This window comes from Alistipes sp. dk3624 (genome assembly GCF_009557455.1).
In the GTDB taxonomy this organism is placed as follows: domain Bacteria; phylum Bacteroidota; class Bacteroidia; order Bacteroidales; family Rikenellaceae; genus Alistipes_A; species Alistipes_A hominis.
In genome coordinates, this window is the sequence record NZ_CP045651.1 from 22,836 (window position 1) to 47,638 (window position 24,803).

Annotated in this window: 20 protein-coding genes and 1 pseudogene; 4 read left to right on the forward strand and 17 right to left on the reverse strand. The window is 56.6% G+C overall.

What is annotated here, in order from left to right:
- Positions 1 to 9: 9 nt before the first annotated feature.
- The 7 genes from GFH31_RS00095 to GFH31_RS00125 all read right to left on the reverse strand — a co-directional run bounded on the left by GFH31_RS00095 (position 10) and on the right by GFH31_RS00125 (position 9,393).
- Positions 10 to 1,311, reverse strand: coding sequence for a phenylacetate--CoA ligase family protein (locus GFH31_RS00095; protein WP_118458662.1), 1,302 nt, complete (start codon positions 1,309 to 1,311; stop codon positions 10 to 12).
- A 56-nt stretch (positions 1,312 to 1,367) separates the two neighbouring features.
- Entirely contained in the window at positions 1,368 to 2,684 is a 1,317-nt protein-coding gene (locus GFH31_RS00100) for an aminotransferase class I/II-fold pyridoxal phosphate-dependent enzyme (RefSeq protein WP_101570738.1), read from the reverse strand.
- A gap of 19 nt (positions 2,685 to 2,703) precedes the next feature.
- Positions 2,704 to 3,297 (reverse strand): indolepyruvate oxidoreductase subunit beta, encoded by a 594-nt coding sequence (locus GFH31_RS00105; protein WP_101570735.1) that lies wholly within the window; start codon positions 3,295 to 3,297, stop codon positions 2,704 to 2,706.
- A gap of 5 nt (positions 3,298 to 3,302) precedes the next feature.
- Positions 3,303 to 4,919, reverse strand: a complete 1,617-nt coding sequence (locus GFH31_RS00110) for a thiamine pyrophosphate-dependent enzyme (RefSeq protein WP_055204036.1) — start codon at positions 4,917 to 4,919, stop codon at positions 3,303 to 3,305.
- A gap of 22 nt (positions 4,920 to 4,941) precedes the next feature.
- Positions 4,942 to 5,709 carry an amidohydrolase gene (locus tag GFH31_RS00115; protein WP_055204037.1) on the reverse strand — a complete coding sequence of 256 codons (768 nt, stop codon included), beginning with the start codon at positions 5,707 to 5,709 and terminating at the stop codon, positions 4,942 to 4,944.
- Positions 5,710 to 5,891: 182 nt separating this feature from the next.
- A complete protein-coding gene (locus tag GFH31_RS00120) occupies positions 5,892 to 8,459 on the reverse strand; it encodes a hypothetical protein (RefSeq protein ID WP_153498027.1) in 2,568 nt (855 codons plus the stop codon).
- A gap of 259 nt (positions 8,460 to 8,718) precedes the next feature.
- On the reverse strand, positions 8,719 to 9,393 hold the full coding sequence (locus GFH31_RS00125; RefSeq protein WP_101570731.1) for a porin family protein: 675 nt from the start codon (positions 9,391 to 9,393) through the stop codon (positions 8,719 to 8,721).
- An 873-nt stretch (positions 9,394 to 10,266) separates the two neighbouring features.
- Here GFH31_RS00125 and GFH31_RS00130 point away from each other — a divergent pair.
- Both GFH31_RS00130 and GFH31_RS00135 read left to right on the forward strand, forming a co-directional pair.
- Positions 10,267 to 11,232: a hypothetical protein gene (locus GFH31_RS00130; RefSeq protein WP_055204541.1), complete on the forward strand. Its 966-nt coding sequence runs from the start codon at positions 10,267 to 10,269 to the stop codon at positions 11,230 to 11,232.
- A 437-nt stretch (positions 11,233 to 11,669) separates the two neighbouring features.
- Entirely contained in the window at positions 11,670 to 12,638 is a 969-nt protein-coding gene (locus tag GFH31_RS00135) for a hypothetical protein (RefSeq protein ID WP_153498028.1), read from the forward strand.
- 341 nt (positions 12,639 to 12,979) lie between these two features.
- Here the strand turns inward: GFH31_RS00135 and GFH31_RS00140 are convergent, their stop codons facing one another.
- Complete coding sequence (locus GFH31_RS00140) at positions 12,980 to 14,212, reverse strand: energy transducer TonB (RefSeq protein ID WP_172970764.1); 1,233 nt, start codon at positions 14,210 to 14,212, stop codon at positions 12,980 to 12,982.
- Positions 14,209 to 14,781 carry an RNA polymerase sigma factor gene (locus tag GFH31_RS00145; RefSeq protein ID WP_101570722.1) on the reverse strand — a complete coding sequence of 191 codons (573 nt, stop codon included), beginning with the start codon at positions 14,779 to 14,781 and terminating at the stop codon, positions 14,209 to 14,211. Before GFH31_RS00145 ends, GFH31_RS00140 begins: the two co-directional genes overlap by 4 nt.
- 117 nt (positions 14,782 to 14,898) lie before the next feature.
- Between GFH31_RS00145 and GFH31_RS00150 the strand changes: the two genes are divergently transcribed.
- Positions 14,899 to 16,740, forward strand: a complete 1,842-nt coding sequence (locus GFH31_RS00150) for a vWA domain-containing protein (RefSeq protein ID WP_153498030.1) — start codon at positions 14,899 to 14,901, stop codon at positions 16,738 to 16,740.
- A gap of 100 nt (positions 16,741 to 16,840) precedes the next feature.
- Here the strand turns inward: GFH31_RS00150 and GFH31_RS00155 are convergent, their stop codons facing one another.
- Positions 16,841 to 17,371, reverse strand: coding sequence for a DJ-1/PfpI family protein (locus GFH31_RS00155; RefSeq protein WP_055204054.1), 531 nt, complete (start codon positions 17,369 to 17,371; stop codon positions 16,841 to 16,843).
- 167 nt (positions 17,372 to 17,538) lie between these two features.
- On the opposite strand from GFH31_RS00155, the gene GFH31_RS00160 reads away from it, so the two are divergent.
- A complete protein-coding gene (locus GFH31_RS00160) occupies positions 17,539 to 17,880 on the forward strand; it encodes a winged helix-turn-helix transcriptional regulator (protein ID WP_153498031.1) in 342 nt (113 codons plus the stop codon).
- A gap of 174 nt (positions 17,881 to 18,054) precedes the next feature.
- On the opposite strand, the gene GFH31_RS00165 is transcribed toward GFH31_RS00160, so the two are convergent.
- The 7 genes and pseudogenes from GFH31_RS00165 to GFH31_RS00195 form a co-directional block, all read right to left on the reverse strand.
- Positions 18,055 to 19,224, reverse strand: coding sequence for a MalY/PatB family protein (locus tag GFH31_RS00165; RefSeq protein WP_118458626.1), 1,170 nt, complete (start codon positions 19,222 to 19,224; stop codon positions 18,055 to 18,057).
- 3 nt (positions 19,225 to 19,227) lie between these two features.
- On the reverse strand, positions 19,228 to 20,661 hold the full coding sequence (locus tag GFH31_RS00170) for an MATE family efflux transporter (protein WP_153498032.1): 1,434 nt from the start codon (positions 20,659 to 20,661) through the stop codon (positions 19,228 to 19,230).
- Between the two features lie 18 nt (positions 20,662 to 20,679).
- Positions 20,680 to 21,546, reverse strand: a complete 867-nt coding sequence (locus tag GFH31_RS00175) for a DUF3737 family protein (RefSeq protein ID WP_101570716.1) — start codon at positions 21,544 to 21,546, stop codon at positions 20,680 to 20,682.
- Positions 21,547 to 21,557: 11 nt separating this feature from the next.
- The gene (locus tag GFH31_RS00180; RefSeq protein ID WP_101570714.1) at positions 21,558 to 22,127 is read right to left on the reverse strand and encodes a DapH/DapD/GlmU-related protein; all 570 of its coding nucleotides are present in this window, start codon (positions 22,125 to 22,127) and stop codon (positions 21,558 to 21,560) included.
- 15 nt (positions 22,128 to 22,142) lie between these two features.
- Positions 22,143 to 23,189 (reverse strand): cyclophilin-like fold protein, encoded by a 1,047-nt coding sequence (locus GFH31_RS00185; protein ID WP_118458628.1) that lies wholly within the window; start codon positions 23,187 to 23,189, stop codon positions 22,143 to 22,145.
- A gap of 240 nt (positions 23,190 to 23,429) precedes the next feature.
- Complete coding sequence (locus tag GFH31_RS00190; protein WP_153498033.1) at positions 23,430 to 24,251, reverse strand: carboxymuconolactone decarboxylase family protein; 822 nt, start codon at positions 24,249 to 24,251, stop codon at positions 23,430 to 23,432.
- An 11-nt stretch (positions 24,252 to 24,262) separates the two neighbouring features.
- Positions 24,263 to 24,643, reverse strand: a pseudogene (locus GFH31_RS00195) (putative quinol monooxygenase); the annotation flags it as partial.
- Between the last annotated feature and the right edge of the window lie 160 nt (positions 24,644 to 24,803).

The following is a 24,803-nucleotide window of genomic DNA, read 5'->3' on the forward strand; positions in this document are numbered from 1 at the left end:
AAGGTTTGTCTATTTGAGTACGCGTTTATCGATCACCCGTTTGCTTTTGCCTTCGCTGCGCTCGATGCTGTGCGGTTCCATCAGACGGATGTCGGCCCCGATGCCCAGCACGCTGTGCAGACGGTCGGCGATCCGTTTTTTGAGCGCCATCATCTGGCTGATCTCGTCCGAATAGAATGCTTCGCGCACTTCGACCTGCACCTGCAGCGTGTCGAGGTTGTTGACCCGGTCGACCACCAACTGATAGTGCGGTTCGAATTCCGGCAATTCCAGTACCACGCTTTCGACCTGGGACGGGAAAACGTTCACGCCGCGGATGATCAGCATGTCGTCGCTGCGGCCGACGATACGGCTCATCCGGACGTTCGTGCGTCCGCAGGCGCAGGGTTCGTAGGTCAGCGAACAGAGGTCTTTGGTGCGGTAGCGCAACAGCGGCATACCCTCTTTGGTCAGGGTCGTGAGCACCAGCTCGCCCTGCCCGCCGGCGGGCTGCGGTTCCAACGTGTTCGAATCGATGATTTCCGGATAAAAATGGTCTTCGACGATGTGCGAACCCGATTTGCAGCGGCATTCGTACGATACTCCGGGCCCCATGATCTCGCTGAGCCCGTATATATTGTACGCATCGACGCCCAGCTTCGCTTCGATCTCGCGGCGCATGTTTTCGGTCCACGGTTCTCCGCCGAGAATGCAGGTACGCAGCCGAAATTCGCTGCGCGGAATACCCGACTTGATGATTTGTTCGGCCAGGTACAGGGCGTAAGACGGCGTGCAGGCCAGCGCGGTGGAGCCGCAGTCGTGCATCAGTTGGATGTGCTTGGCCGTATTGCCCGTAGACATCGGGATGACGGTCGCTCCGAGGTGTTCCACCCCGTAGTGCAGACCCAGTCCGCCCGTGAAAAGGCCGTAGCCGTAGGCGACCGTGAACAGGTCGTCGCGCGTGGTGCCGAAAGCCGTCAGGCAGCGTGCGATCGACTCCGACCAGATCGAAAGATCGCGGTGCGTGTAACCGACCACCGTGGGTTTGCCGGTCGTCCCGGACGAGGCGTGCAGCCGGACGATCTCCGATTGGGGGGCGGCGAACAGCCCGTACGGGTAATTGTCCCGCAGATCCTGCTTGGTAGTGAAAGGCAGTTTGACGATGTCGTCGATCGTGTCGATGTCGTCGGGCGTAAGGCCCATCTGCTGCATTTTGTCGCGGTAGAAAGGGGTATGGTGGTAAACCCGGTGCACCAGCTTTTTGAGCCGGGCTCCTTGTAGCAACCGCATCTGTTCGCGGTCCATACACTCCTTCGTTTGATTCCAGATCATAATTTTGTAGATATTCCGCATCCGGCGATGCGGTGGGTTTTCATTCGGTTTTCAGGTTACAGCGGGTGGTCGGTTTTGAAGGCTTTGAGTCGCTGTTCGAGGATGTCGAACAGTTCGTCCGTCATCCGCGACGTGCAGGCGCGGATGCCTTCCTGCAGGCTGCCCGTGGTATTCAGCGTGATCGAGCTGATCCCGTAGTAGAGCAGTTCGCGCATCAGTTCGCCCGAAGTCATTCCCGGGTAGCCGATCGTGAAGAAGAATCCGTCGCCGATCGGTTGCTCGACGTCCTTGTCGTATACGACGTGAAAGCCGTTTTCGCAGAAAAGCCGCTTCATCTTTTCCGCCCGCCGGCCGTATTCCATCGTGTCGGCCACGAAATCGATCTGTCCGTCGCAGGCCGCTTTGTACATCGCCGCGAGGCCGAACTGTACCGAATGGCTGGCGCCGGAAGTGATCATGTACATGATCGCGTTGGTAAACGTGTTGCCGAAAAGTCCGGCTCCGTTGTAGCGTTCGGCCAGGGCCGGGTAACGGCGGTTGAAGAGTTTGTCGGAAATACATACGACGGCCATTCGCTGGCCGGCATAGCTGAATATTTTCGAGGCCGACAACATCAGCATGTAGTTGTCGGTGTAACGCGCTACGGTCGCCTGGAAAGGAGGTTCGAACGGACGGCTCAGATCGCGTCGGAAATCCATCGCGAAGTAGGCCAGGTCTTCGAGCACGATCGTGTCGTACTGCGTGGCCAGCTCGCCGATAATCTGCAATTCCTCCTCTTCGAGGCAGATCCAGGCCGGATTGTTCGGGTTCGAATAGATGATCGCCGAGATATTTCCCTCTTTCAGAAAGCTTTCCAGCTTATCGCGCAACGCTGCTCCCCGATAGTTGAAAATGTCGAACTGGCGGTATTTGACACCCAATATTTTCAATTGCGATTTCTGGATCGGGAATCCCGGGTCGATGAACAACACGGTATCCTTACCGGGCGAGCACTGGCTCGTGACGATGAACGAGCCGAACGATCCCGCGACCGATCCGGTAGTCGGAATACAGGCTTCCGGCGTGATGTCTACGTTCAGGAAGGCCTTTACGAAGCGCGAGGTTTCGCGTTTGAGCTCCGGAACGCCTTCGGCGGCCGGGTAGATGGCTGCGATACCGGTGTCGAGCGCCGCTTTTTCGGCGGCGATTCCTACCTGGTTGGGGCTCAGGCCCGGTACGCCCTGGTCCATCCGGATGAAAGGGATGCCCGTGCGCTGCTCCAGGGCCGAGGCCAGCAGCACTACCTGTCCGATCGTGGCCTGTGCCAGGTCGGTGATCTTCAGCTCGTCGACGATCGATTCGACCAGTTGTCGACTGAATACGCTATTTTGCATGTTTTTCGTTTTCGCTTTTTTACAGATGTTTCCGCATGATGTGCTCGGCGGCTTCTCGGCCGCATGCCAGCGCTTTGAGGTTCATCGCGACTACGTCGTCGCCTTTGCGTCCGAAAAAGCGGCGGATACCGTCTTCGATTTTTTCGATCCCGATGCCCAGGATCGGCGACGCGGCGCCCAGCAGCACGACATTGGCGGCGCGCGGGACGTTGTTCTCTTTGGCCAGCGCATCCACGTCGAGCAGGATGACGCGCGGCAAGCGTTTCAGGTCGGCCAGCAGGTCGTCTACCTGCGGGTAGTTCGGAATGTTGACGAAAGGCGCGGCGTTGGTCACGATCCAGCCCGTGTCGGACAGGTAAGGCAGGTAGCGCAGCGCTTCCATCGGTTCGAGCGACAGGATCAGGTCGGCCCCGCCGCGGGCGATCAGGTCGGAACGGATCGGTTCGGACGAGATCCGCAGGTTCGATTGTACGTCGCCGCCCCGCTGGCTCATGCCGTGCACTTCGGCTTGCTTGATATGCAACTTTTCTTCCAGGGCCGCTTCGCCGATGATCGCTGCGATCGAGAGGATGCCCTGGCCCCCTACTCCGGACAGAATGATATCTAGTTTCATAGGTTTCAAGATTTGGTCGTTTTGTTTTGTCGGGCTTCCTTGTGGTGCCGTTTGAGGGTCTGGATGCATTCGCGGCGCGGGATGATGACCGAGACGCCCCGGTATTCGATCTCTTCGCGCAGGATGGCGGTGATCTCGTCCATATTTTTCGGCAGCGGAACCACCACGCGCACGTGGGCCGGATCGACCCCTACTCCGAGGCAAATCGCTTCGAGCTTGTTCGTCCCCGCGGAGTCCTGGCCGCCGGTCATCGCCGTGGTCAGGTTGTCGGAAATCACGACGGTGATGTTGGCGTTCGAATTGACCGCGTCCAGCAGGCCGGTGATGCCCGAATGGGTGAACGTTGAGTCGCCGATGACCGCTACGGCAGGCCACAGGCCGGCGTCCGCAGCGCCTTTAGCCATCGTGATCGAGGCTCCCATGTCGACGCAGGAGTGGATGGCGCGGAACGGGGGCAGCGCTCCGAGCGTGTAGCATCCGATGTCGCTGAATACCCGGTAATCCTTGTATTCGCGCACCACGCGGTTCAGCGCGTCGTACGTGTCGCGGTGCCCGCAGCCCGAACACAGCGCCGGCGGACGCGGGGTTACGTGTTCGCTCGGGGCGAAACCGGGCGCCGATTCCAGTCCCAGCGCCTGTTTGACATTGTCCGGGGTCAGCTCCCCGGTGCGGGGCACATCGTTGCTGAGGCGTCCGCGGATACGGACGGCGGTAGGCAGTACGCCGCGCAGTTGTTCCTCCACGAACGGCTGTCCGTCTTCCAGTACGAGGATTTCGTCGCAGGTTTCGGCCATACGGCGCACCAGCGTTTTCGGCAGCGGATACTGGGACAGTTTCAGTACCGGGAAATCGCATCCTGCCGGAAAGTTCTCCATCAGGTAGTTGTAGCCGATACCGCAGGCGATTACGCCCGTTTTCCGGTTCGGGCCGTCGGTATAGCTGTTGTAGGATGATTCGGCGGCGAGCGCTTCCAGTGCGGGCTGTTGTCCCAGCAATTCGCCGTAGCACCTGCGTGCGTTGACGGGCAGCAGCACCCAGTGCGCCGCGTCGTCCGGGAAACCGAGCTCGTTCTGTTCGCGGATGCGGCCCGGGCTAATGACGGCCCGCGAATGCGCCATCCGCGTGGTAATACGCATCAGTACAGGCAGTTTGTGCTGTTCGGAAAGATCGAACGCATAGGACATCATGTCGTAGGCTTCTTGCTGCGACGAAGGTTCCAGCATCGGCGTGAATGCGAATTTGCCGTAGAAGCGGGAGTCCTGTTCGTTTTGCGACGAGTGCATCGACGGGTCGTCGGCCACGAGGACGACCAATCCGCCGTTGGTGCCGGTTACGGCCGAGTTGACGAAAGCGTCGGCGGCTACGTTCAGGCCCACGTGCTTCATGCAGACGAGCGCCCGCTTGCCGACGTAAGAGACGCCCAGAGCGGCTTCCATCGCCGTTTTTTCGTTGGTGCACCAACGGCTATGCACGCCGCGCAGCGTGGCCAGTTCCGAGGTCTGGATATATTCGGTGATCTCCGTCGAGGGAGTTCCCGGGTAGGCGTACACGCCGGTAATCCCGGCATGAATGGCTCCCAATGCGACGGCCTGGTCACCCAGCAGCAATAATTTTTCTTCCATATTGATCGTGTGAGGTTAGCTGTTAGATATTCAGTGTGAAAGGATCGGCGTCCTGAAGCGCCGGGAATTTTTCGCGGAAGGTCGTCAGGGAGATTTTGTCCGCTTCGGCGGAGAGCGTCGCCGGCTGTCCGCCCGTGCCGGCATCGGCCAGCGGTTTGCCGAGGAAGTCGAGCAGTACAGTCCCTCCGCAGTAGTTGCAGTTCGGATCGTCTCCCACCCGGTTGACCCCGGCCACGTAGCAGACGTTTTCGATCGCCCGCGCTTTGAGCAGCGCGTTCCAGGCTTCTACGCGCGGCGTCGGCCAGCTGGCTACGTAGAGAATCATGTCGTAGTCGTCCCGGTTGCGCGACCAGACCGGGAACCGCAGGTCGTAACAGACTTGCAGCAGGATGCGCCAGCCTTTGTATTCCGCGATCACGCGCCGGTCTCCGCCGGTGTATTCCTTGTGCTCGCCGCCGTAAGTGAAGAGGTGGCGTTTGTCGTAATGTACCGTCGCACCGTCGGGACGGACGAAATAGAACCGGTTGAAGTAGCGGCCGTCCTGTTCTACGGCTACGCTGCCGGCCAACGCGGCTCCTTTCTTCCGGGCCGTCCGTCGCATCCATGCCAGAGTCGGCCCTCCGTCCGGTTCGGCGGCTTCGCGCGGGCGGGTGCAGAACCCGGTCGGGAACATTTCCGGCAGTACGACGAGGTCGGTTTCTCCGACCGCAAAGATTTCCCGTTCGAAACGGTTGCGGTTGGCGGCCGGATCGTTCCAGACGAGATCGGCCTGTATCAGGGTGATGTTCATAAATTTTTTCAAAAACGCTATATCTTACAAAAGTAAGATTTATATCCTGAAAAAAATAACAATCGGTTAAAATTTATTTGTCGGCTGCCGGCGTTTGATTCCCGGTTCAGGGATAAATTTCACGCCGGAAAGCGTTGAAAAACTATCGTAGGCGTATCCCGAATCAAACAAATGCGCCAAAATCACTCCAATCTTTGTAGCGTTCTGCATACCGATCCGTCCGCCGCGATACCCTCGATCACGATTTCCAAACGAGACTTGTTTTTGTCGTTGGTGTAAAACTCGATCGAACCCTTGCCGTCGTTCCCAAGTTGTAAATAGGGTTCCCAATAGAGTGTCGTCCTGCGATCCGGGGTTTTATTCGCCAGTCGCTCCGGAGTGTCGTAAACAGGATGGTAAAACTCGGCTCCAGGTATATAACCCACCGTTCTGTACAGGCCGAACTGGCGTTTTCCCTGGGCGTCCTCTTTCAGATAAATCTCGAAACGGCAGGGATAATCCGGGCTGGTACCGATCGGCAGATACGGAAGAAACTCCCGCAGCGGAGGTCCAGGCATAGGCATGAGTACCGTACGGATGTATTCGATGTCCCTGACCGTATATAAGTTCAAAAACTCGGTACCCATAATCACCTCGCCATTCAGGCGGAATTGAAGCGGGACACTCATTCTGCCCCCCATATCTATACACCATCCCAAAGGCATCTGTTTCATTCCCGGAAAGTGTTGTACATATTTCTCCAGCGACATCGTACTCAGTTTTGCGAACTGCGCCGTATCCTTGTGCAGTCTCTTTTCGATTCGCAGGGCCGGAGCGTTCGGATCACGGCCATGAACCACCACCTCGTCGATCTGGTACGTTGTAAGACTGTCCAAACCCGTTGGAGGCGGAGACGCCCGACGAACCTCTTCGAGCCGCTTTTCCCTGATTGTCTCGCTCTGATAAGGAGCCAGGGGCGTAAGCCCCGGACGGTAATAAGTGTCTTCGAAATGGATCTCGTAGGGAATCTTCCCTTTTTTGTTGTAAAACGGGATCAGAAATACCGTCGTATCCTGAAAATCCAACCCTTCGAACAGAAAGTGTCCCGCACTGTCCGTCGTGGCAGTGAACGCCCGGTCGCCCAGACCGTCGCCCCGGGAGGCGAACGCCGTCAGGGTCGCTTCCCCAACGCCTTTGCCGAACATATTGTTCACGCGACCCGAGAAAAACTGTCCGTGCTCGAAAAAGAATTTCGGCCTGAACGGAGCGGTGCGGAACAGACTGTCCGTACGGAAACGCCGCCAGCCGTGCGTTAGCATAACCAAATCAAGGCTGTGCTGCCGGGCCGGCGAGTCGTCCAGAAAATAGTACCCCGGATTGTGGACGTATCCCTTCAGATCGGAGGTCAGCAACAGATAAGTGTATATATGATCGGACAGGGAATCCGGTTTCACGGCATCCGCATCCGTTACGCTGACCGAAAACCGTCCGGAGAGGGGTTGCTCTCCCCTTTTCAGCGAAATATCCGCCCGCACCTTCTCGCGGGCTCCGTAGGCGGGTTTGTCGGCGCGGACGGTGAAACGGGGAGTACTGCCGGGTTTGCGGATATAGACCAACCGTTCGGTGCGGGGACAACCGGTCGAGTCTGTCAGCAGCAGGTGAAGGATACCTTCCGGTAATGAATCGGTTCTTATCGTTCCTGTATTTTGCCGCGCGTCTACCGGGTGCAGCAGACAGCACACGCCCCGCGTATGTCCGACCAAAAGGCCAGACGCGGGAACTTTTCCCAGAATCCGGTAACGAATGTCCCGGTTTCCCTGAACGACCTGCAAAGCGCAGGCGTTGTCACGCACAGCCGGAAGGGAAACGGAGACGGAAAGCGTATCGAGGAACGCGACCGCGCGATAGCTCTCGCTCTCGCGGGGCGTGAGCAGGAAACGGCCCATTCCGTCGTGCTCGCTGCGGAAGCGGGCTACGGTATCGTTGCCGCCGTTCAACAGATACCCCTGCACGTCCGCAGGACTGCCGTCCGGACGGACCGCCCTGAACGCAACGATCTGGGGCATGTCGGATCCTACCAGTTCGCCCCCTTCGGGAAGGAACTGGATGTCGAACGATGCGCGGGGCGGTTCGATAAAGACCGTACGGCGGAAAACGGAATCCTCGCGTATCGAAATCCGGATATCGGCATAGGCCCCGCGGGAAGCGGAATCTCCGGGCAGGGGAACCAGTACGGCGCCCGTGGACGAAAGACGCTGCGTACCGGAACCCAGGTGTTTCCCGTTCTTATCGTACAGATCGAACGACGCTTCCTTTTTCGAAAGGGGGCGTTCGTAACGGTCGAGAAAACGGACGACCATACGCTTGTCCGTATAAGTGACCGAATGGCGGACTTTCGAGATATTCTGTCCGATCACGATGTTTTTCTGGAAGAAACCGGAGGCGTCGAAATTGAGCATCCAACCCGTATAAGCCCGCAGGGTGTATTCCCCGGAAAAAAGAGTATCGGCCAACGGGAGGCAGTTTGCGAACCCCATCGAATCGCGTTTGATCTTTCTCGAAGTCACCAAACGTTTGGCCCGGTCGTACAGATCGACGTAAATGAAATTGGAGAGCGTATCGGGTCTGTGGGATACGGCATCCGTCAGATAGGCCCGGAACCAGATCGTGTCTCCGACCCCGTAGTAGGGCTGGTTCAGATGAAGGTAGAGCTTCTCGGGATGTTTGGCGGCTTGCGCGTCGAAAAAGGACTGTATCCCGGAATCTTGCATAGCGTTCCGGTTTTCGCGGGCTGTTTGGGCACGGGTGTGCGGGCAGGCAAGATAAACTGCCGTACATAAAATCAGCAAAAATCTATCCATAGCGCATATGGTATTGGATTGTATCAAATTTATAAAATATTCGATTGATTTACAAAACAATTCGACGTTCGTTCGTGTCGTGCCGGAAAATAATAAAGAAAGCGGGCGACTTTACAAAAGTCACCCGCCCGTATCAGAAAACGGTTCTGGAAGTATTTCCCCGATAGGTTTAGAATTTCCAGCCGAGAGTCAGCGAAAATACCCGGTTTTTGATTTTTTTCAGGTCGCCGCCTTCTTGCGCTATTTCCTCTTTGAACGTATCGGTCGCGATGTCGTTCAGCGAGAAGTTGTAGCGGGCGTCGATTACCAGTCCGTAGTCGAGGGTATAGGAGAGGCCGACGGGAATGGCGATGTCGGTCGTCCGGAACAGGTTTTCGTCTTTGAGGTCGGCGGTTTCCCACGGTCCGTCGTTGCTGCGCACCCGCAGTTTGGAACCGATGAGGAATCCCGGTTGGATGCCGGCTTTCAGGGCCAGTCCTTTGGTTACGTAAAAGTTGGCCAGGATCGGAATGTTCAGGTAATTGAGCCGGTAGCTAAACTCTTCGGACTCGGTTACGAATCCTCCTCCCGGGCCCCGTTCCGTCCACGTCGCCTTGTCGGTGGAACCCTGCCGGGAATAGAGCACGTCCGCCGAGACGGCGAGCCATTTCAGCGCGCGGTATTCGGCGAAAGCGCCGACGATCAGCGAGGGTTTCGTTCCGTTCAGGTCGCGGGTATTCTCGGCGGAACTAGCGTACAGGTCGGCGATGTTGATTCCGACTTTCGGGCCGAACGTAAAGGTTTTCTGCCCGGAAACGACTCCGGCGGCCAGCACAACTGCGATTAGGAGAATTGTTTTTTTCATAAGGCGGGTTTTTGTCCGTAAATAATTGACTGAAAATAAAACCGAGGAAATCTGTCGTTACTGCAAAAGTAAAAAATAATTCGTAAAAAAGTCTCCGTTGCAATCCGATATGCAGCGGAGACCGTGTTCGATTGAACTGGGTATGTAACCGAAAATCCCGAAGGACGTTTCAGTAGACGTTGGTCTGCAAAGTAAATCCGGCATTCATCTGTCCGGTTCGAGACTGTTCAAGACCAATCGGGCGGTGATTTTCGGATGGCGTCCGCTCCGGCGGTACCGCACTTTCCCTGAAAATCCGTTGTCCTGTATCGATCGTCGTCGTGGCCGTGGTAGGCAGGAGGGGAAACGTTAATCGAAAAAACGCCTCGGAACCAAATCGGTTCCGAGGCGTCGGGGAAAACAGTAAACGTGGACCGCTTACGGATTGTCCGCCTGATTTTCGAGCCGGGTACGGCCCGCCGTTTCATAAACATAAATAATTTTTGTACTGCACTTTGCGAAGTTTTTGGAAGAAATATCTTTTCATGTGGCGTATGTTGTTTTTTTACGGGCGGAATCTCCGAACCGGTATTCCCGAACGGATCGGCCGTCCTCTGTACCTGCGTTTTATTCGCATTTTACGATTTGATTTGAGCATTATTATTCGTACCTTTCGGTACTGCAAATGTATTTTCAGAGAACGGCATATTGGTGTCGTTTATAAAGTATTTAAATTCAAATATTTTCTAATAAAACAACCCGGGAGTCGGGAACGGTGCGATTTTCGCAACGCGCTCCGGATGGAACCGCCCTGTTTTGCCGACCGGCGCAGCGATCGCCTTCGCGGTTTCTTTTTGGGATTAAAAAGTAAAAAACATGGATACGACGGAAATGATGATGACCGACAAGCTGAATTCCGGCCTGATCGAGTCGATGAAAGAAAAGATTCCGGAGGGAGCCAACCTGGCGAACCTGTTGATGGATATACTGTATATAGGTAAAGAGGCCGTTTACCGGAGGCTGCGGGGCGAAGTGCCCTTTACGTTTACCGAAGCCGCGGTGATCTCGCAAAAGTTGGGCGTATCGTTGGATCAGCTGATCGGCGCCAACTTCGGCGGGAATGCGCTGTTCGGGCTCAATATCGTGCATTATGCCGATCCGGTCGAGACGTATTACGCGATGATCGACGGTTATGCGAAGATTTTCCGGGAATTGAAACGAGAGCCCGAGTCCGAGCTGGCGACTTCGTCCAACATCATTCCGCAGACGCTTTATATGAAGTACGATATGTTGTCTCGTTTCCGGCTGTTCAAATGGATGTACCAGCATGACAAGATCGACTGCACGAACCATTGTTACGACGATCTGGTGCTGCCGGAAAAGTTGTTGCAGCGGCAAAAGGAACTCGTCGACGAGGCGCAGCAGTTCGAATCGACCTGCCATATATGGGACAGCATGATTTTCCAGTACTTGGTCAACGATATCAAATATTTTACGAAAATCCACCTGCTGACCGAAGATAACGTGTTTCAACTGAAAACCGAACTGCTCCAATCCCTCGATGAGTTGGAGGAGATCGCCATGAAAGGGAAATTCGCATCGGGGAAAGACGTTCATATTTACATTTCGAACATCAATTTCGAGGCGACGTACAGTTATGCCGCGTCGAAGTACCGCCATGTCAGCATGATCCGGATATACGCGATCAATTCCATTACATCGCGCGATACGGAAGTGTTCGGCAACTTGAAGGAGTGGATCCGTTCGCTGCGGAAGTTTTCCACGCTGATTTCCCAGAGCGCGGAAATGCAGCGGATTCAATTCTTTAAAAAACAGCGCGAGATTATCGCGGAATTGTAGTGTAAGGGTTTCCGCAACTCTGCGGAACGTCTTGTTGCGAAAAACGAAAATACGGTAGTTGAAAAGCAGCCGGGTTGCATTATGCGGCCCGGCTGTTTTTTGTGCGGTGCAATATTAGAAATCGTTCGTTTCGAATCCTGCGGATACGGAAACTTTTATTCGAAGCGGAAGACGCATCTTTGTATGGATGAGAAAAGGAGGGAAAAAAAACGGCGCGGTCGATCGCCGGACGGGCAGTCTGCCGGTGCCGGGTATCGTGCAGCGAAAGGGAGCCGGGCGTGCGGATGGCGCAAGCAGGAACAGCGGGAGATGCGCGCGCCTGATTCCGAAAATACCGGTTTCTCCGGTCCGCGGAGCCGCTGATCCGTCCCGCGAGTTCGGGCGGCGCTTCCGGGCGTAGAATGAAATGACTTAATGAACGACAAAAACAAAAAACAATGAAAAACGAGATGGTTAATGAATTGATCGGAGTCATGCGGGAACGGATTCCCAAAGGCAGCAACCTGGCCAATTCCCTGATGGAGATCCTATGTATGGGTAAGGAGGCCATTTACCGTAGGCTGCGGGGCGAGGTCGCCTTTACGTTCGAAGAGGTTTCTCTGATCTCGCAGCATCTGGGCATTTCGCTCGACAAAATTGTCGGACGCCGGATGCTCAACGATACGATGTTCGACCTGAACCTGCTGCATACAGGGGATCCGATCGAGAGTTATTACGAAATCCTGGTGCGTTACGCGAAATTGTTCGACCTGCTGCGCGACGATCCGACGGCGAGCGTGGCGACGGCTTCGAACCTGATTCCGTTTACGTTCTATTCTCCGTACGAATGCCTTTCGAAATTCCGTCTGGGCCGCTGGATCTACCATCACGGTAAAATGAAGCCTCCCGCCAGCCTGTCCGACCTACAAGTGCCGGACAAAGTGCCCCAGATGCACTGGAAACTCAGCGCAAGCATCCGGCAGTTGTCCCACACCAGTTTTATCTGGGATTACAACATATTCCGGTCGATCGTCAAGGAGATCCGTTATTTTGCCGGACTCGACCTGCTCTCCGCCGAGGACGTGAGAAATATGAAGAAAGAATTGGGACTGCTGCTGTCGGAACTGGAAGCCGTGACGATGACCGGAGAGTTCAGCAAGGGACATTCGCTGGCGATCTACCTGTCGGATATCAATTTCGAGGCGACTTACACGTATGTCGAGAAGGGCGATTTCCAGGCCTGCCTGTTCCGTGTTTATTCGATCAACTCGATGGATTCGCAGAATCCGCGCATGTGCAACATTCAGAAAAACTGGATACAGTCGCTTAAACGTCATTCGACGCTGATCTCGCAGAGCAGCGAGATCCAGCGGAGGCAATTTTTCAACGAACAGCGGGAGATCGTCGAAAGCCTGCAGGAAGCCTGATTCGTTCTTTGCCGAAAACGGGCGAAGGCCGGGCCGTATGTATGTACGGGTCGGCTTTTTTGCGTAACGGGACGTACTGTATCGTTTCGTGTACCATGTCCGGACGCGCTCGTTGAGGAGCGGAAATTTTTACGTTCGATGCAGACCGTCATGCCGGGACGGTTTCCGGTGACGAATCCGTTGCGGGCGGCAATGAGCGCGGGGTACGCCGCCCGGACGGAAGAGTTTCCGACCTGTCTGCCGGAAAACGGGATTCCGGGAGGCTCCCGTGAAAGCGGAAAGAGAAAGGAACAGTCGCTCTTGGCGGTTGCATCCGGCGCGGGAAACGGTTCGGTCCGAGGTCAGAACCGGATGTCGAGGCGAACGAAGCCTTTGCCGGGCGTCCAGTCGGGGCCTTCCCGCACGAGGCGGACGGCTTCCCGGTCGGCTGCGGTACCCAGGCTGCGGATCACTTCGATGTCGACGGGGCGTCCTGCGGAGTCGATCCTGAAACGGAGAGTTACTTTGCCGTGCGGTAGGTTCCCGTCGTCCGGATAGACTTTGCGCTCGTCCAGATACCGGAGATAGGCTTTGTGTCCGCCGACGGGGATGGATTTGCGGACGTCTTCCTGTCGTGCTTCGGGTTTCTGCGTACCGTAGCCTACGACGATGCATTCTGTCAATTGCTCGTCGTCCTCCTGCAATGCGAGCCGTATCGGGCGGGAGGTGTCGGCCGGTATTTTTTCGGTGCGATATCCCAGGTAGTTGATTTCCAGTGTGTCGGTTCCCGGAATTTTGGATAGCGAGAAATTTCCGTCGCTGTCGGTTACGGTGCCTTTGCCGGGTCCGGAAGCGACGGTGGCTCCGATAAGCGGCGTGCCGTTTCTATCGGTGATCCGGCCCCGTACCGATGCGGGTCTCCCGATTTTCCGGAAGATTCTTTCGGAATCGGATGCCGGGGAGACCTGAACGGAGGATTGCATTTTCTCCGGGCGGTCGCTGCGTTCGGCGGCGATGTCGGCAGCGACCGGCAGGGCGGCCTCGTCCTGCGAAAGGCTTTCTTCGGAAGGAGCCGGCGGCGGAGTGCCGGCGACGGTTTCGCCCGGCCGGGATTTTTCGTTTTCGGCGTATTCTGCCTCTTGTTTCGCAAGGGGCGCCCGGTCTTCGGCTGCGGGCGTCTCTTCCGGATAGACCGACGGCGTTTCGGCGGCGGTTTTTGCCTCCGGGCGGGATTTTTCGGGCGTCGCGGCGGCGAGTACGACGGAATCGGCCGGAACGGAGCGTTCGGGCGTATCCTGCCGCAGTGCAATCGCCGGTTCCTGCATCGGAATATTCCGTAGCGTCAGCAGGTATCCTCCCGCGCCGGCGCACAGCAACAGCGCCGCCGCCGCGCTCCAGTAAATCCTGCGCCGCAGTTTTCCAGCGGCGCCCGTCACCCGGCGCTGCATTCGCCGGATCGCATCGCCCGGATCGCCCGGCACCGCATCGTATCCTTCCAGCGCATCGTGCAGGAACGGATCGTCCATCGCTTCGCGTTCGATGCGGCGGGCTTCCCTACCCTTGCGGTTTCCGGTTATGTAATCGATCAGTTTCATCGTTCCGTCCGTTTTTCGATGCAGATTTTCAAGTTGCGTTTCCCGTTCTGGATGTAGCTTTTGACGCTTTTCAAGTGCCATCCGGTCGCTTCGGCGATATCGGCGTAGGACATCTCTTCGAAAAAGAAATGCCGGATGCTGATCCGCTGCGGTTCGGGCAGTTCCTCGAGGCAGGCTTTCAGCGGTTCGTTCCGCGATACCGCTTCCGGTTCGTCCAATAGATGCGTAATTCCCGCCGATTCCATAAATCGCGCGTCCGGTTCGTGCGGAATTTCCCGTTTCGTTTTACGCAACTGCTGCAGGCAGTGATTTTTCGCCGCACTGTAAATCCATGTCCGGAATTCGCGGATTTCGTACCGTGCGATTTTGGGTTGCAGCTCTTCGAACAACGCCATTACCGCATCTTCCGCGAGATCCTGCCTTTGCAGGTATTTCAGGCATACGCCGTACAGCAACGGTATATACCGGCTGTACAGCGTGCCGAAGCAGCTATCCTGTCCGGTTTGGCGAAGCCGTCGCAGCAATTCGTCGTCGTCCGGTTCCCGGGTATGGGTCTGTGCGAAAAACAAGCCTGTTTTTGTTTTAAAGGTAGCTATTTTTACGGTTCGTCAAAAAATTTCCGGGTAATTTATGGAATTTCCGTGCGGAAGGCATCTATCAGGCAAACGAACCTTAAAACATGGATTATGAAAAAAGGAATTTTAAGAAAAACGCTGGTTGCGGCTTTTATGCTGCTGGCTGCGGCGCCGCTGCTGCGGGCCGAACGAATCGACGTGAGCGGACGGGTGACCGATGCCGACCGGACCCCGCTGCTCGGGGTAATCGTCAGGGCGGGAGCGGCCGACGGCGTGCTTACCGACGTAAATGGAAATTTTTTGGTGAAAGGCGTCGAACGCGGGAGTATGCTTACTTTTTCGTATATCGGGTATAAGACCCGTTCGGTAGCCGCCGATTCGGTTCGGCTGCACGTGGTTCTCGAGAGCGATAACTTGCAACTGGAAGAGGAGTGCGTAGTCGTCGGTTACGGGACGGAGAAACAGAGCCTGCGGGCGGAGCGTATGCCGCGGGCGGTTTTCGCCGCGGATTGCGGCCTACCCCTGCCCGCGCCGGTTGCCGGAAACGGCGAAGCGTACGCCGCCTTTGCCGAAAATCGGTTCCGTTCGGCGCAGTCCGAACCGCTGTCCACCTTTTCGATCGACGTGGACGGAGCTTCTTACGGCAATCTCCGGCGCATGATCGGCAGGGGTGAGACGCCTCCGCAGGACGCGGTGCGGATCGAGGAAATGGTCAATTATTTCACCTATGGTTATAAAAAGCCCGAGGGGAACGATCCGGTGGCTATTTCGACCGAAACCGGGATTTGCCCGTGGAACGAGGCGCACCGGTTGGTGCGGATCGGTATCAAGGCGCGGGAGATCGCTTCCGAGGCTTTGCCCGCGTCCAACTTCGTGTTCCTGATCGATGTTTCGGGATCGATGTACGGCCCCGACCGACTCGGGCTCGTCGTTTCTTCGATGAAGTTGCTGATCAACAACCTGCGCGACAAAGACCGCGTCGGCATCGTTACTTACTGCGGCAGTGCGAAAACGGTTCTGGAGTCCGTGCCGGGCAGCGAAAAACAGAAAATCAGGGACGCGCTCGAACAACTCGAGGCCGGCGGTTCGACGGCCGGCGGCGCGGGGATTCAGAAGGCTTACGACCTGGCTCGGCGCAGTTTTATCGACGGCGGTAACAACCGGGTGATCCTTTGTACGGACGGGGATTTCAACGTCGGCGTTTCGAGCGAGGCGGAACTGGAACGGTTGATCGCGAAGGAGCGTCAGAGCGGCGTTTTTTTGACGGTTCTCGGTTACGGGATGGGGAATTACAAGGACGGAAAGCTGCAAACGCTGGCCGAAAAGGGTAACGGCAACCATGCCTATATCGACGACCTGCAGGAAGCGAACCGCGTGTTGGTGAACGAATTCGGTTCGACGATGCACACGGTCGCCAAAGACGTGAAATTGCAGATCGAGTTCAACCCGGCTCGGGTTCAGACTTATCGTCTGATCGGATACGAAAGCCGGTTGCTGAACAAGGAAGATTTCAACGACGACACGAAAGACGCCGGTGAAATTGGCGCCGGGCACTGCGTGACGGCCCTTTACGAAGTGGTTCCGGCGGGTGCGGCGGGGAACGTTCCGGGTAGTGTCGATCCGCTGAAATACCAGTCGGCCGCTCCGGTTCCGTCCTATGCGGGGCCCGATTCCGAGATGCTGACCGTCAAACTCCGTTACAAGGAGCCGGACGGAGACGTCAGCAAAAAAATGGAGGTCGCCCTGGTCGATTCGGGCGGAGACCGGGTGTCGTCCGATTTCCGTTTCGCTTCGGCCGTGGCGATGTTCGGACAGTTGCTGCGCAATTCGGATTTCCGAGGAAAAGCCACGTACGACGATGTGATCGCGCTGGCCCGCCGGGGACTCGACGACGATCCGCAGGGATACCGGCGGGAGTTTATCCGGTTGGTCGAAACGGTGAAAAACCTGTAACGTTCGAAACCGGGAATACAAAACGGGGAGGCGTGAGACGAGCGCCTTCCCGTTTCGTATTCAGGATATGGTCGTGTGAGGAACGACCGGTTGCCGGTAGTTACTTTTTCAGTTCCTCCACGACTTTCGGCAGCATCGTCCGGATGGTGTGTTCGTCTTTGGCCGTGTAGAAATTGCCGTCGGTCACCGAATCTTCGTCGGTGGCTTTGCCTTTTTGAATGGCGGTTTTCGCCAGCGGATGCAGCGCCAGTTTCCGGCCGGCGGTTATCCCGGCGAACTCGAACATCATCGCGGCGGCGCAGTGCCCGATCATGATTTTCCCTTTTTCGCCGAATGCTTTCAGTACGGCCATCAGGTCGACGTTGTACGGTTTCTCCGCGTTTTGCTGGAAGACCGGCACGGCGTCGCCGCAGGCGAATACCAGGGCGTCGAATTCGTCTTCGCGTCCTTTGAGGTGGGCGATCACGTCGTCGGCGACCAGCGCGATGCCCGAATTGCTTTTGATCTCTTTCGAATTCGCTACGGCGAATACTTTGCAGGGAATCCCGTTTTCATAAAATGTTTCCAGGTACTCGAACAGGCCGAACCCGTTTACCGGATTGACGGCCACGACAGCTACTTTCTTTGCCATGACGTTTGATTTTTTTAGTGAAACAAAAGTTATCTTTCGTAAGTTCGTTATATTTGTGAACAAATGTAGCGGAAACGAAAAGTAAAAACAAGAAGGCACTTGCAGATAAGTAAGTTACACGCATGTAACCGTTGCTGATCTTCAGGGAGTCGTTATCAGAAAAAATCATGCAAAATTTTCATCGCGACGGAATATGTCCGATCCGGGACGTGCTGAGCCGGCTGGGCGACAAGTGGTCGTTGCTCGTGCTCGTTTCGCTGCAAACGAACGGAGTCATGCGTTTCGGCGATTTGCAGCGGTCGATCGGCGACGTGTCGCAACGGATGCTGACGGTCACGCTGCGCACGCTGGAGGCGGACGGGATCGTGGAACGGAAAGCTTATGCCGAGGTGCCTCCGCGGGTGGAATACCGTCTGACCGACCGGGGCCGGAGCCTGATGCCGTACCTGAACGGGTTGGTGGAATGGGCGCAGCGGCACGCGGACGGCATTCTGGAAAGCAGAAAGTAGAAGCGACGCATCCGCCCTGGTTCGACGATACGATCGAAGAGGTGCTATGCGAAAATTCTGGGCGTGCATTGGGCGACGGCCTTTCCCGGACGCAGATAGGATGGGTAGGTCATATGTGTATGATTTAATGTCGGTTATGTTTCGATGCCCGATTTCAGATTATCTCCGGCCGATTCAATCCCGGCGGCGCTCCAGGACACGTACCGTCCGTTCCAGTCCGTCGGCAAGCAGCGTCCGGGGACAGGCGATATTCAGCCGGATGAATCCTTCTCCGCCGGGGCCGTACAGCGTGCCCGAATTGACCATCAGTTTCTGTTCTTCCTGCAAACGCAGGGCCGTATCGTCCGAGCCGATACCGGTCGCCCGGCAATCGATCCAGACCAGGTAAGTTCCTTCGAGCGGCAGCACGGGGTATTGCGGCAGTCGTTCTTCGAAAAAGCGGCGGAGGTATTCGTAGTTTCCCCATAAATACTTTCGCAGGGCGTCGAGCCACGCCCCGCTTTCGTCGTAAGCCGCTATCGTGGCCGCCACGCCGAACGGGTTGACGTCGCACACTTCGTTGATGTTGACGGCGCGGTCGATGCGGCGGCGAACCTGTTCGTCGGCAGCGACGATGTCGGCGATTTGCAGCCCGGCCAAATTGAACGCCTTGCTTGGGGAGACGCAGGTCGCGGAGTTCATTAGGAAGCGTTCGGACAAGGAGGCGAAAGGCGTATAGTCATGCCCTTCGTAGGTCAGTTCGCAATGGATCTCGTCCGCAACCACGAATACCCCGTGCCGCAGGCAGATGTCGCCGATACGCCGCAACTCTTCCGGCGTCCAGACCCGTCCGACCGGGTTATGCGGGTTGCACAGCAGCAGCAGCTTCGCTTTCGGATCGGCGGCTTTCGCTTCGAGATCGTCGAAATCGACCGTATAGCGGTTGTCCCGGTAAACGAGGCGATTGGCCGACATTTCGCATCCGTCGTTGCGGATCGACGAGTAGAAACAGTTGTATGCCGGGGTTTGGACGATCACCCTGTCGCCCGGAACCGTCAGGGCTTTGATGATCGCCGATAACGCCGGTACGACGCCGCTCGTATAGACGATCCACGGGGGATCCACCTGCCAGCGGTGACGGTTCCCGAACCACCGCACGACGGCATCGTAATAAGCCTGCGGCACTTTGGTATAGCCGAAAATCCCGTGCGCCACGCGCCGCTGCAAGGCTTCGATAACGGCTGGAGCGGTACGGAAGTCCATGTCCGCCACCCACATGGGCAGTACGCCCTCTTCTTCGGGGGTATCCCATTTGTAGGAGTTCGTCCCGCGACGCGGGATAATTGTGTCGAAATCGTATTTCATAATTTATTTTTTTATCCGTAATTTATAAATCCAGTTACCGCCCCAGAGTCTGACTAAGAATATCGCGCCTCGGAAACAAAGTTCGATGCACATGGCGAGCCACACGCCGCGCAATCCCATCGTGGGAGCGAGCCATGCGGCCAACGTCAATCGGACGCCCCAGATACTCGCGAAATTCATCAGGCTGGGAACCGATGTGCTACCCGCTCCGACGAAAACGCCGTAGGCCACGATGGAAGCTGCGAACATCGGCTCGGCAAAAGCTTCGATTCGCAGTATTTCGACTCCCAGTACGCGGATTTCCTCGACGGGCGTCATCACGCCGATGATTTGCGGAGCCGCCATATACATCAGCGCGCCCATGATCCCCATGACCGACATCCCCGACCAGACGGTGATGTTGGCGAAACGCCTGAGCAACCGGATCCGGTTCGCTCCGAGACTTTGTCCGACCAGTGTCGTAGCCGCTTCCGCGATGCCGTAGCCGGGCATGTAGCAAAGGCTTTCGGCTATGATGGCGAACGAGTTGGCGGCTATCGCGACGATGCCGAGCGGGGCGACGATAACTGTCGTCATGATCTGCGCGCCGCAAATGGCCGCGTGTTCGAATCCCATCGGCAGGGCGATGCGCACGGCTTTGCGCAACGTATCCTTTCGGGGCATGAGAAGCCCCCGTTCCCCGGACAGTTTCAGCAGGGGCGACCGGAGGCAGAGATACCACATCATCCCTCCGCCAGTCGCCAGTTCGGCGAGCACCGTTCCCAATGCCGCGCCTTCCACGCCCAGGCCCGCACCGGGTACGACGAAACTGAAGTCCAGAATCTCCATTTGCCGTGTCGGGAAGATCAGAAAGAAATTGAACACGACGTCGAGCAGGCACATCAGTACGTTCAACAGGCTCGGCACGCGCATGTTTCCGCTGCACCGCAACATCCCGCCCGCAAGGAAATTCAGTTGCAGGGCCGGCAAAAAAAGCGAAAATATCCGAAAGTAAACGGACGAATCGTGCCGTATGGCCTCGTCGCCGCCCAGCCAGCCTGGAAGCGCTCCGCCGATGGAGACGCCGACGGCCGCCAGCAAAGAACCGAATATAAATGTAGCCGCAACGGATTCCCGGAGCACCTTTCTGGCCCCTGCGAAGTCGCCGGCCCCGATCCGGTGCGCCACCTGTACGGAGAACCCCGTTGCTGCGGCCGCGCACAGTCCCCAGAACAGCCACGTCGTGGTCGATACCAACCCGATGGAGGCCGATGCGTTCGCCCCCAGGCTCCCTACCATCGAAGCGTCGATATACTGCATCGCAATGGAAGACAACTGGGCCATAACGGCCGGCGCACTGAGGTAGGCGGTCAATCGCAACTGCTGCCCCAGCGTCATCTTTTTTCCTTCGCGGATGAGCGATAAAAGGTAATCGGTATTGTCGTTTCCCGTTCCCATCGGCCTGTCCGGAAATTATCAGGCGGAGAAACAAGTCCGTTCGTCCCGGAGTTTCAGCGCGCAGTCGGCAGGAGCCTTGATATGCTTGTCGAGGATAATCTCGCCGTAACTCTCGGCGATTATGCGGCCGCTGCGGGGATTCTTCACGCTGCGGACGGGGCTGTCGATCGTGGCGTGTACGCTGCTGTACTCGAAAGCCAGGTCGCAGTCGTCGGCCATCACGCAGTTCTCCAACACGAGGTTTTCCGCATAGCACAGGGGCTGCGTACCGGAAATTCTGCAATTCACCAGACGCAGGTTGCGCGAGTGCCAGCCCAGGTATTCGCCGTTCAGCTCGGAATCGTAAACCGTCACGTTTTCCGTTTCCCACAAAGCGTCCTTCGTCGTGATTTTGGCATTGCGCAGTTCCATGTTCTTCACATACTGGAACACGTATTTGCTGTCGCTTTCCAGTCCGTCGATGCGGAGTCCGTTGCAGAACATAAACGGATAAGTTCCTCCGTGCAGCTTCAGATTCTTTATGTTCAGCCGGTTGCACCGCCAGAACACCTCGTCGGCGTCGGTCATCTCCACATTTTCGATCTCGATGTCATGCATCTCGCGGAACATCTTGGGAGCGTCGATCCGCGTATCGGTCATTTTCAGGTGGTCGGAATACCACAGGGCGGAACGGGCGCCGACATCGAAGAAGCATCGGTCGATGGCGAAGCCGTGGACGTGCCAGAAAGGATAATTCCCTTCGAACCGGCAATTGACGGCTTCGATGTTGCTGCACTCTTTAATGGCCGACTCTCCGGCGCGGACGGTTACGTTCTCCAGCCGGAGATCGTGCGATTCGAACAGGGGGCGCTCGCCTCCGAATTCCGTATTCGAAATAAGTTTCATCGTTTATCGTGTTATTCGTTTTTGATCGATTTGATGAGCCGTGCCGGAATACCGCCGACGACCGTATTCGTCGCCACGTCTTTCGTTACTACGGCCCCCGCTGCCACGACGGCATTGTCGCCGACGGTTACGCCCGAAAGAATCGTGGCGTTCGACCCTACCCAGACGTTCTTTCCCAAAACGATCGGGGCGGGATAAGTCGTTTTACGGTCTTCCGGAGCAAGTCCGTGATCGAGCGTGGCGAATACGACGTTGTGCCCGATTTGGCAGCCGTCGCCGAGGGTTACCCCGCCGTGATCCTGAAAGTGGCAGCAAGCGTTGATGAACACTTCGTCTCCTACGGCGATGTTCTTACCGAAGTCCGTATAGAACGGCGGGAAGACGCGGAGCGATGGCGGAACCCGGTAGCCGAACAGGTCGGAAAGCAACCCGCGCACTTCGTCCGCCGTATGGAAGGATGCGTTCAGCCGGAAGGTGACGCGCCTCGCCTCGTTGCTCATTTCGTCCATAAAACGGCGAATCTCCTCCGAGTCGAGCGCCTGGCGCGTCTTCGCGTATTCTTTGAAAGTTTCGATAGTCATGTTTTGTTCGTTATCTTATTGCCGTTCGAATTTTACCCGCACATCGCCGGCGACACGCAACGCCTCGATGCCGTCGCCGTCGATATGTCCGATTTTAATCAGGTCGTTGCTCCGCGATCCGTTCTTGCAAAAAATCGCCACGTTACCCCACGGCGCGTAGATCGTGATGTCGCCGGGTATGGGGACGCAGCCGCGCGCGGTGCCGGCGGTCGTCAGTGCCGGGGAAGGATAGAAAATCTTTTCGGTCGTCTGGTTGTAGTCGTTCAGCGTCACTTCCAACGGCAGGCGCGAAAGGAAATCCCGTGCGGCGGCATTGTCTTCCATCGTGGCGGTAATCGTGCGGTCGCCGACCGAGATGTTTACGTTCGGCGATGAGATGCCGGGTGTGACCGGTTCTTCACGGCCGGCGCCGATTTCGTCGAGCCATTCCGCAACGCGGCCCTCCATCTGGGAAAGTGTCGAGGAGGTCAGCAGCAACGTTCGATCGACGAAGGTCGCTTCGGGACAGAGCGACCGCGCTTCGCCGATCGAAGCGGATATACCGCTGCCGCCGCTCGTGGCGAACAGGGCGATCCGCCTGCCGGCGAGTTTCGAGGCGTGTTCGTGCAGGAAAGCCTGCATTGGCGTCGCCATGCTGCCGTACCAGATCGGATAGCCGACGAACACGATATCGTAACCGTCGAAGCTGTCTACCGAAGTGCCGACGGCCGGATAACGGCCTTGCTCGATAGCGGCCAGTTCCTCTTGCGCTCGCTCCAGCATGGCGTTATAGTCGTTCTCATAAGGCATTTGAGGTTCCACCTCTATCATGTCGCAGTCGAGTGCCGTCCGGATCTGTCGCGCCATACGTTCGGTATTACTCGTGCGCGAACTGTAAAGTACCAGGTATCGGCCGCTGCCTTCGGGAGCGAGCGTATCGGAATCGTCCGTATCGTCTCCTCCGCCGGGCTGTTCGGGAGTTTCGGGCTGTCCGGGCGTAAACGGTTCGTTGTCGGAACCCCCGCAGGCTACCATCGACAGAACGGCGAGCAGCAGGAACGGAAGCAATAGTAATTTTTTCATCTCTCTTTATTTATATTATTTATTTGATACAAAAGTAGATTGTCCCGGTCGTACTTTTTGTAGATAATTCCCCGGTTTATATACCCGAATTACGGATTGTGCTTCCGATTGCAAAAACGTCCCGTCGCAACAAAAGAACTCCCGTAATACGATCGATTACGGGAGTCTGTTTTCGGTATGCCCGTATTCATTTCGGACATTCGATGCCGTAGAGCCGTTCGACCTTCGCCGGCGAACCTTTTATCGCTGGTCGAGTTGACCGTATTCTTCGTCCGTAACGGGTTCGAGCCACTCGTTGGAAGCGTTCTCGCCGGGAACCTCGAATGCAAGATGGGCGAACCAGCTATCGGTCGCCGCCCCGTGCCAGTGCTTGACATTCGCCGGAATGTGGATGACCGTGCCGGGAAGAATCTCCACGGCCGGCTTTCCCTCTTCCTGATACCAGCCGCGCCCGGCCACGCCGATCAGCATCTGTCCGCCGCCGTTCGTCGCACGGTGGATATGCCAGTTGTTCCGGCAGCGGGGTTCGAACGTGACATTGGAGATCGATACCTGCTCGCGCGAAATCGGGGCGAGGTAGCTGTTGCCGGTGAAATACTGGGCGTATGTCGTATTCGGTTCGCCGATCGGGAAAATCATTTCGCGCTGGAAAGCGGCCTTGGCGTCCTCGCCGGCCGTATCCTCGGCCCACACGCCCTTTGCCAGGTTGAATGCCGCCCACGCTTTCGGCCAACCGGCATAGAAACCGATGTGGGTGATAATTTCGGCGATCTCCGTGCGGGTGATTCCGTTCTTTCTGGCCGACTGAAGATGGAAAACGAGCGAATTGTCCGTAATGCCTTGACTGATCAGGGAAGCGATGGTCACTACACTGCGGTCGCGCAGACCGAGTTTATCGGTGCGGCTCCACACTTCGCCGAAAAGGACGTCGTCGTTGAGTTCCGCGAATTTGGGAGCGAAGTCGCCTAACTGGTCGCGTCCGGCCGTTTGTACGATTTTTTCCTGTGCCATAACGTTGATTGTTAACATGCTGAATACTGAAAATAAAAGGAATTTATTCATAATCGTTTCGTTTATTGGATGAAGTTATTGATGCGGTTTGCTGGGTTGAGCGGCGTCTGGTCGGAGAGCACGAGCGTCTTGACCATATGCAGCGTTCCCTGTTTGTATTTCTGAAAATGCTCCGATGCAACGTGCGATTCGTAAGCCTCGCGGCTCGCATAGGTTTCGAGAATGGTTATCCTGCGGGGATTCTCCTTTTCGCTGACCGCATACATGGTCAGCACCCCCGGCTCGGTACGCAGGGAGATTTCGCCCACTTCGGTCGCATACTTCATATACTCGTCGAGATATTCCGGATAGACCTCTACTTTCGACAGCCGCACGATGCCGTCGGCCGCCATCGGCAGTTTGGCGCACATGCCGGGTTGCTTATCCAGATTCAGACATTTGCCGCATGACGGCAGGACGAACAGAGACAGAAAGCCTATGATTGTTTTGACCATAATCAGTTTTTATAAACCTGTTTTATTCGTCGATCTGACTTTCGGCGAGGTGACCTATCAGATCGATTTGCGCGTATTCCCGGTCGAACGTTTCCGTTTTCCAGGCCGA

Bases quoted from the DNA above. Each gene is read 5' to 3' on its own strand.
- GFH31_RS00095 (WP_118458662.1), bottom strand. From the start codon at position 1,311: ATGATCTGGAATCAAACGAAGGAGTGTATGGACCGCGAACAGATGCGG.
- GFH31_RS00180 (WP_101570714.1), bottom strand. From the start codon at position 22,127: ATGACTATCGAAACTTTCAAAGAATACGCGAAGACGCGCCAGGCGCTC.
- GFH31_RS00135 (WP_153498028.1), top strand. From the start codon at position 11,670: ATGAAAAACGAGATGGTTAATGAATTGATCGGAGTCATGCGGGAACGG.
- GFH31_RS00150 (WP_153498030.1), top strand. From the start codon at position 14,899: ATGAAAAAAGGAATTTTAAGAAAAACGCTGGTTGCGGCTTTTATGCTG.
- GFH31_RS00100 (WP_101570738.1), bottom strand. From the start codon at position 2,684: ATGCAAAATAGCGTATTCAGTCGACAACTGGTCGAATCGATCGTCGAC.
- GFH31_RS00190 (WP_153498033.1), bottom strand. From the start codon at position 24,251: ATGAATAAATTCCTTTTATTTTCAGTATTCAGCATGTTAACAATCAAC.
- GFH31_RS00170 (WP_153498032.1), bottom strand. From the start codon at position 20,661: ATGGGAACGGGAAACGACAATACCGATTACCTTTTATCGCTCATCCGC.
- GFH31_RS00165 (WP_118458626.1), bottom strand. From the start codon at position 19,224: ATGAAATACGATTTCGACACAATTATCCCGCGTCGCGGGACGAACTCC.
- GFH31_RS00140 (WP_172970764.1), bottom strand. From the start codon at position 14,212: ATGAAACTGATCGATTACATAACCGGAAACCGCAAGGGTAGGGAAGCC.
- GFH31_RS00115 (WP_055204037.1), bottom strand. From the start codon at position 5,709: ATGAACATCACCCTGATACAGGCCGATCTCGTCTGGAACGATCCGGCC.
- GFH31_RS00105 (WP_101570735.1), bottom strand. From the start codon at position 3,297: ATGAAACTAGATATCATTCTGTCCGGAGTAGGGGGCCAGGGCATCCTC.
- GFH31_RS00110 (WP_055204036.1), bottom strand. From the start codon at position 4,919: ATGGAAGAAAAATTATTGCTGCTGGGTGACCAGGCCGTCGCATTGGGA.
- GFH31_RS00130 (WP_055204541.1), top strand. From the start codon at position 10,267: ATGATGACCGACAAGCTGAATTCCGGCCTGATCGAGTCGATGAAAGAA.
- GFH31_RS00175 (WP_101570716.1), bottom strand. From the start codon at position 21,546: ATGAAACTTATTTCGAATACGGAATTCGGAGGCGAGCGCCCCCTGTTC.
- GFH31_RS00125 (WP_101570731.1), bottom strand. From the start codon at position 9,393: ATGAAAAAAACAATTCTCCTAATCGCAGTTGTGCTGGCCGCCGGAGTC.
- GFH31_RS00120 (WP_153498027.1), bottom strand. From the start codon at position 8,459: ATGCAAGATTCCGGGATACAGTCCTTTTTCGACGCGCAAGCCGCCAAA.
- GFH31_RS00185 (WP_118458628.1), bottom strand. From the start codon at position 23,189: ATGAAAAAATTACTATTGCTTCCGTTCCTGCTGCTCGCCGTTCTGTCG.
- GFH31_RS00155 (WP_055204054.1), bottom strand. From the start codon at position 17,371: ATGGCAAAGAAAGTAGCTGTCGTGGCCGTCAATCCGGTAAACGGGTTC.
- GFH31_RS00160 (WP_153498031.1), top strand. From the start codon at position 17,539: ATGCAAAATTTTCATCGCGACGGAATATGTCCGATCCGGGACGTGCTG.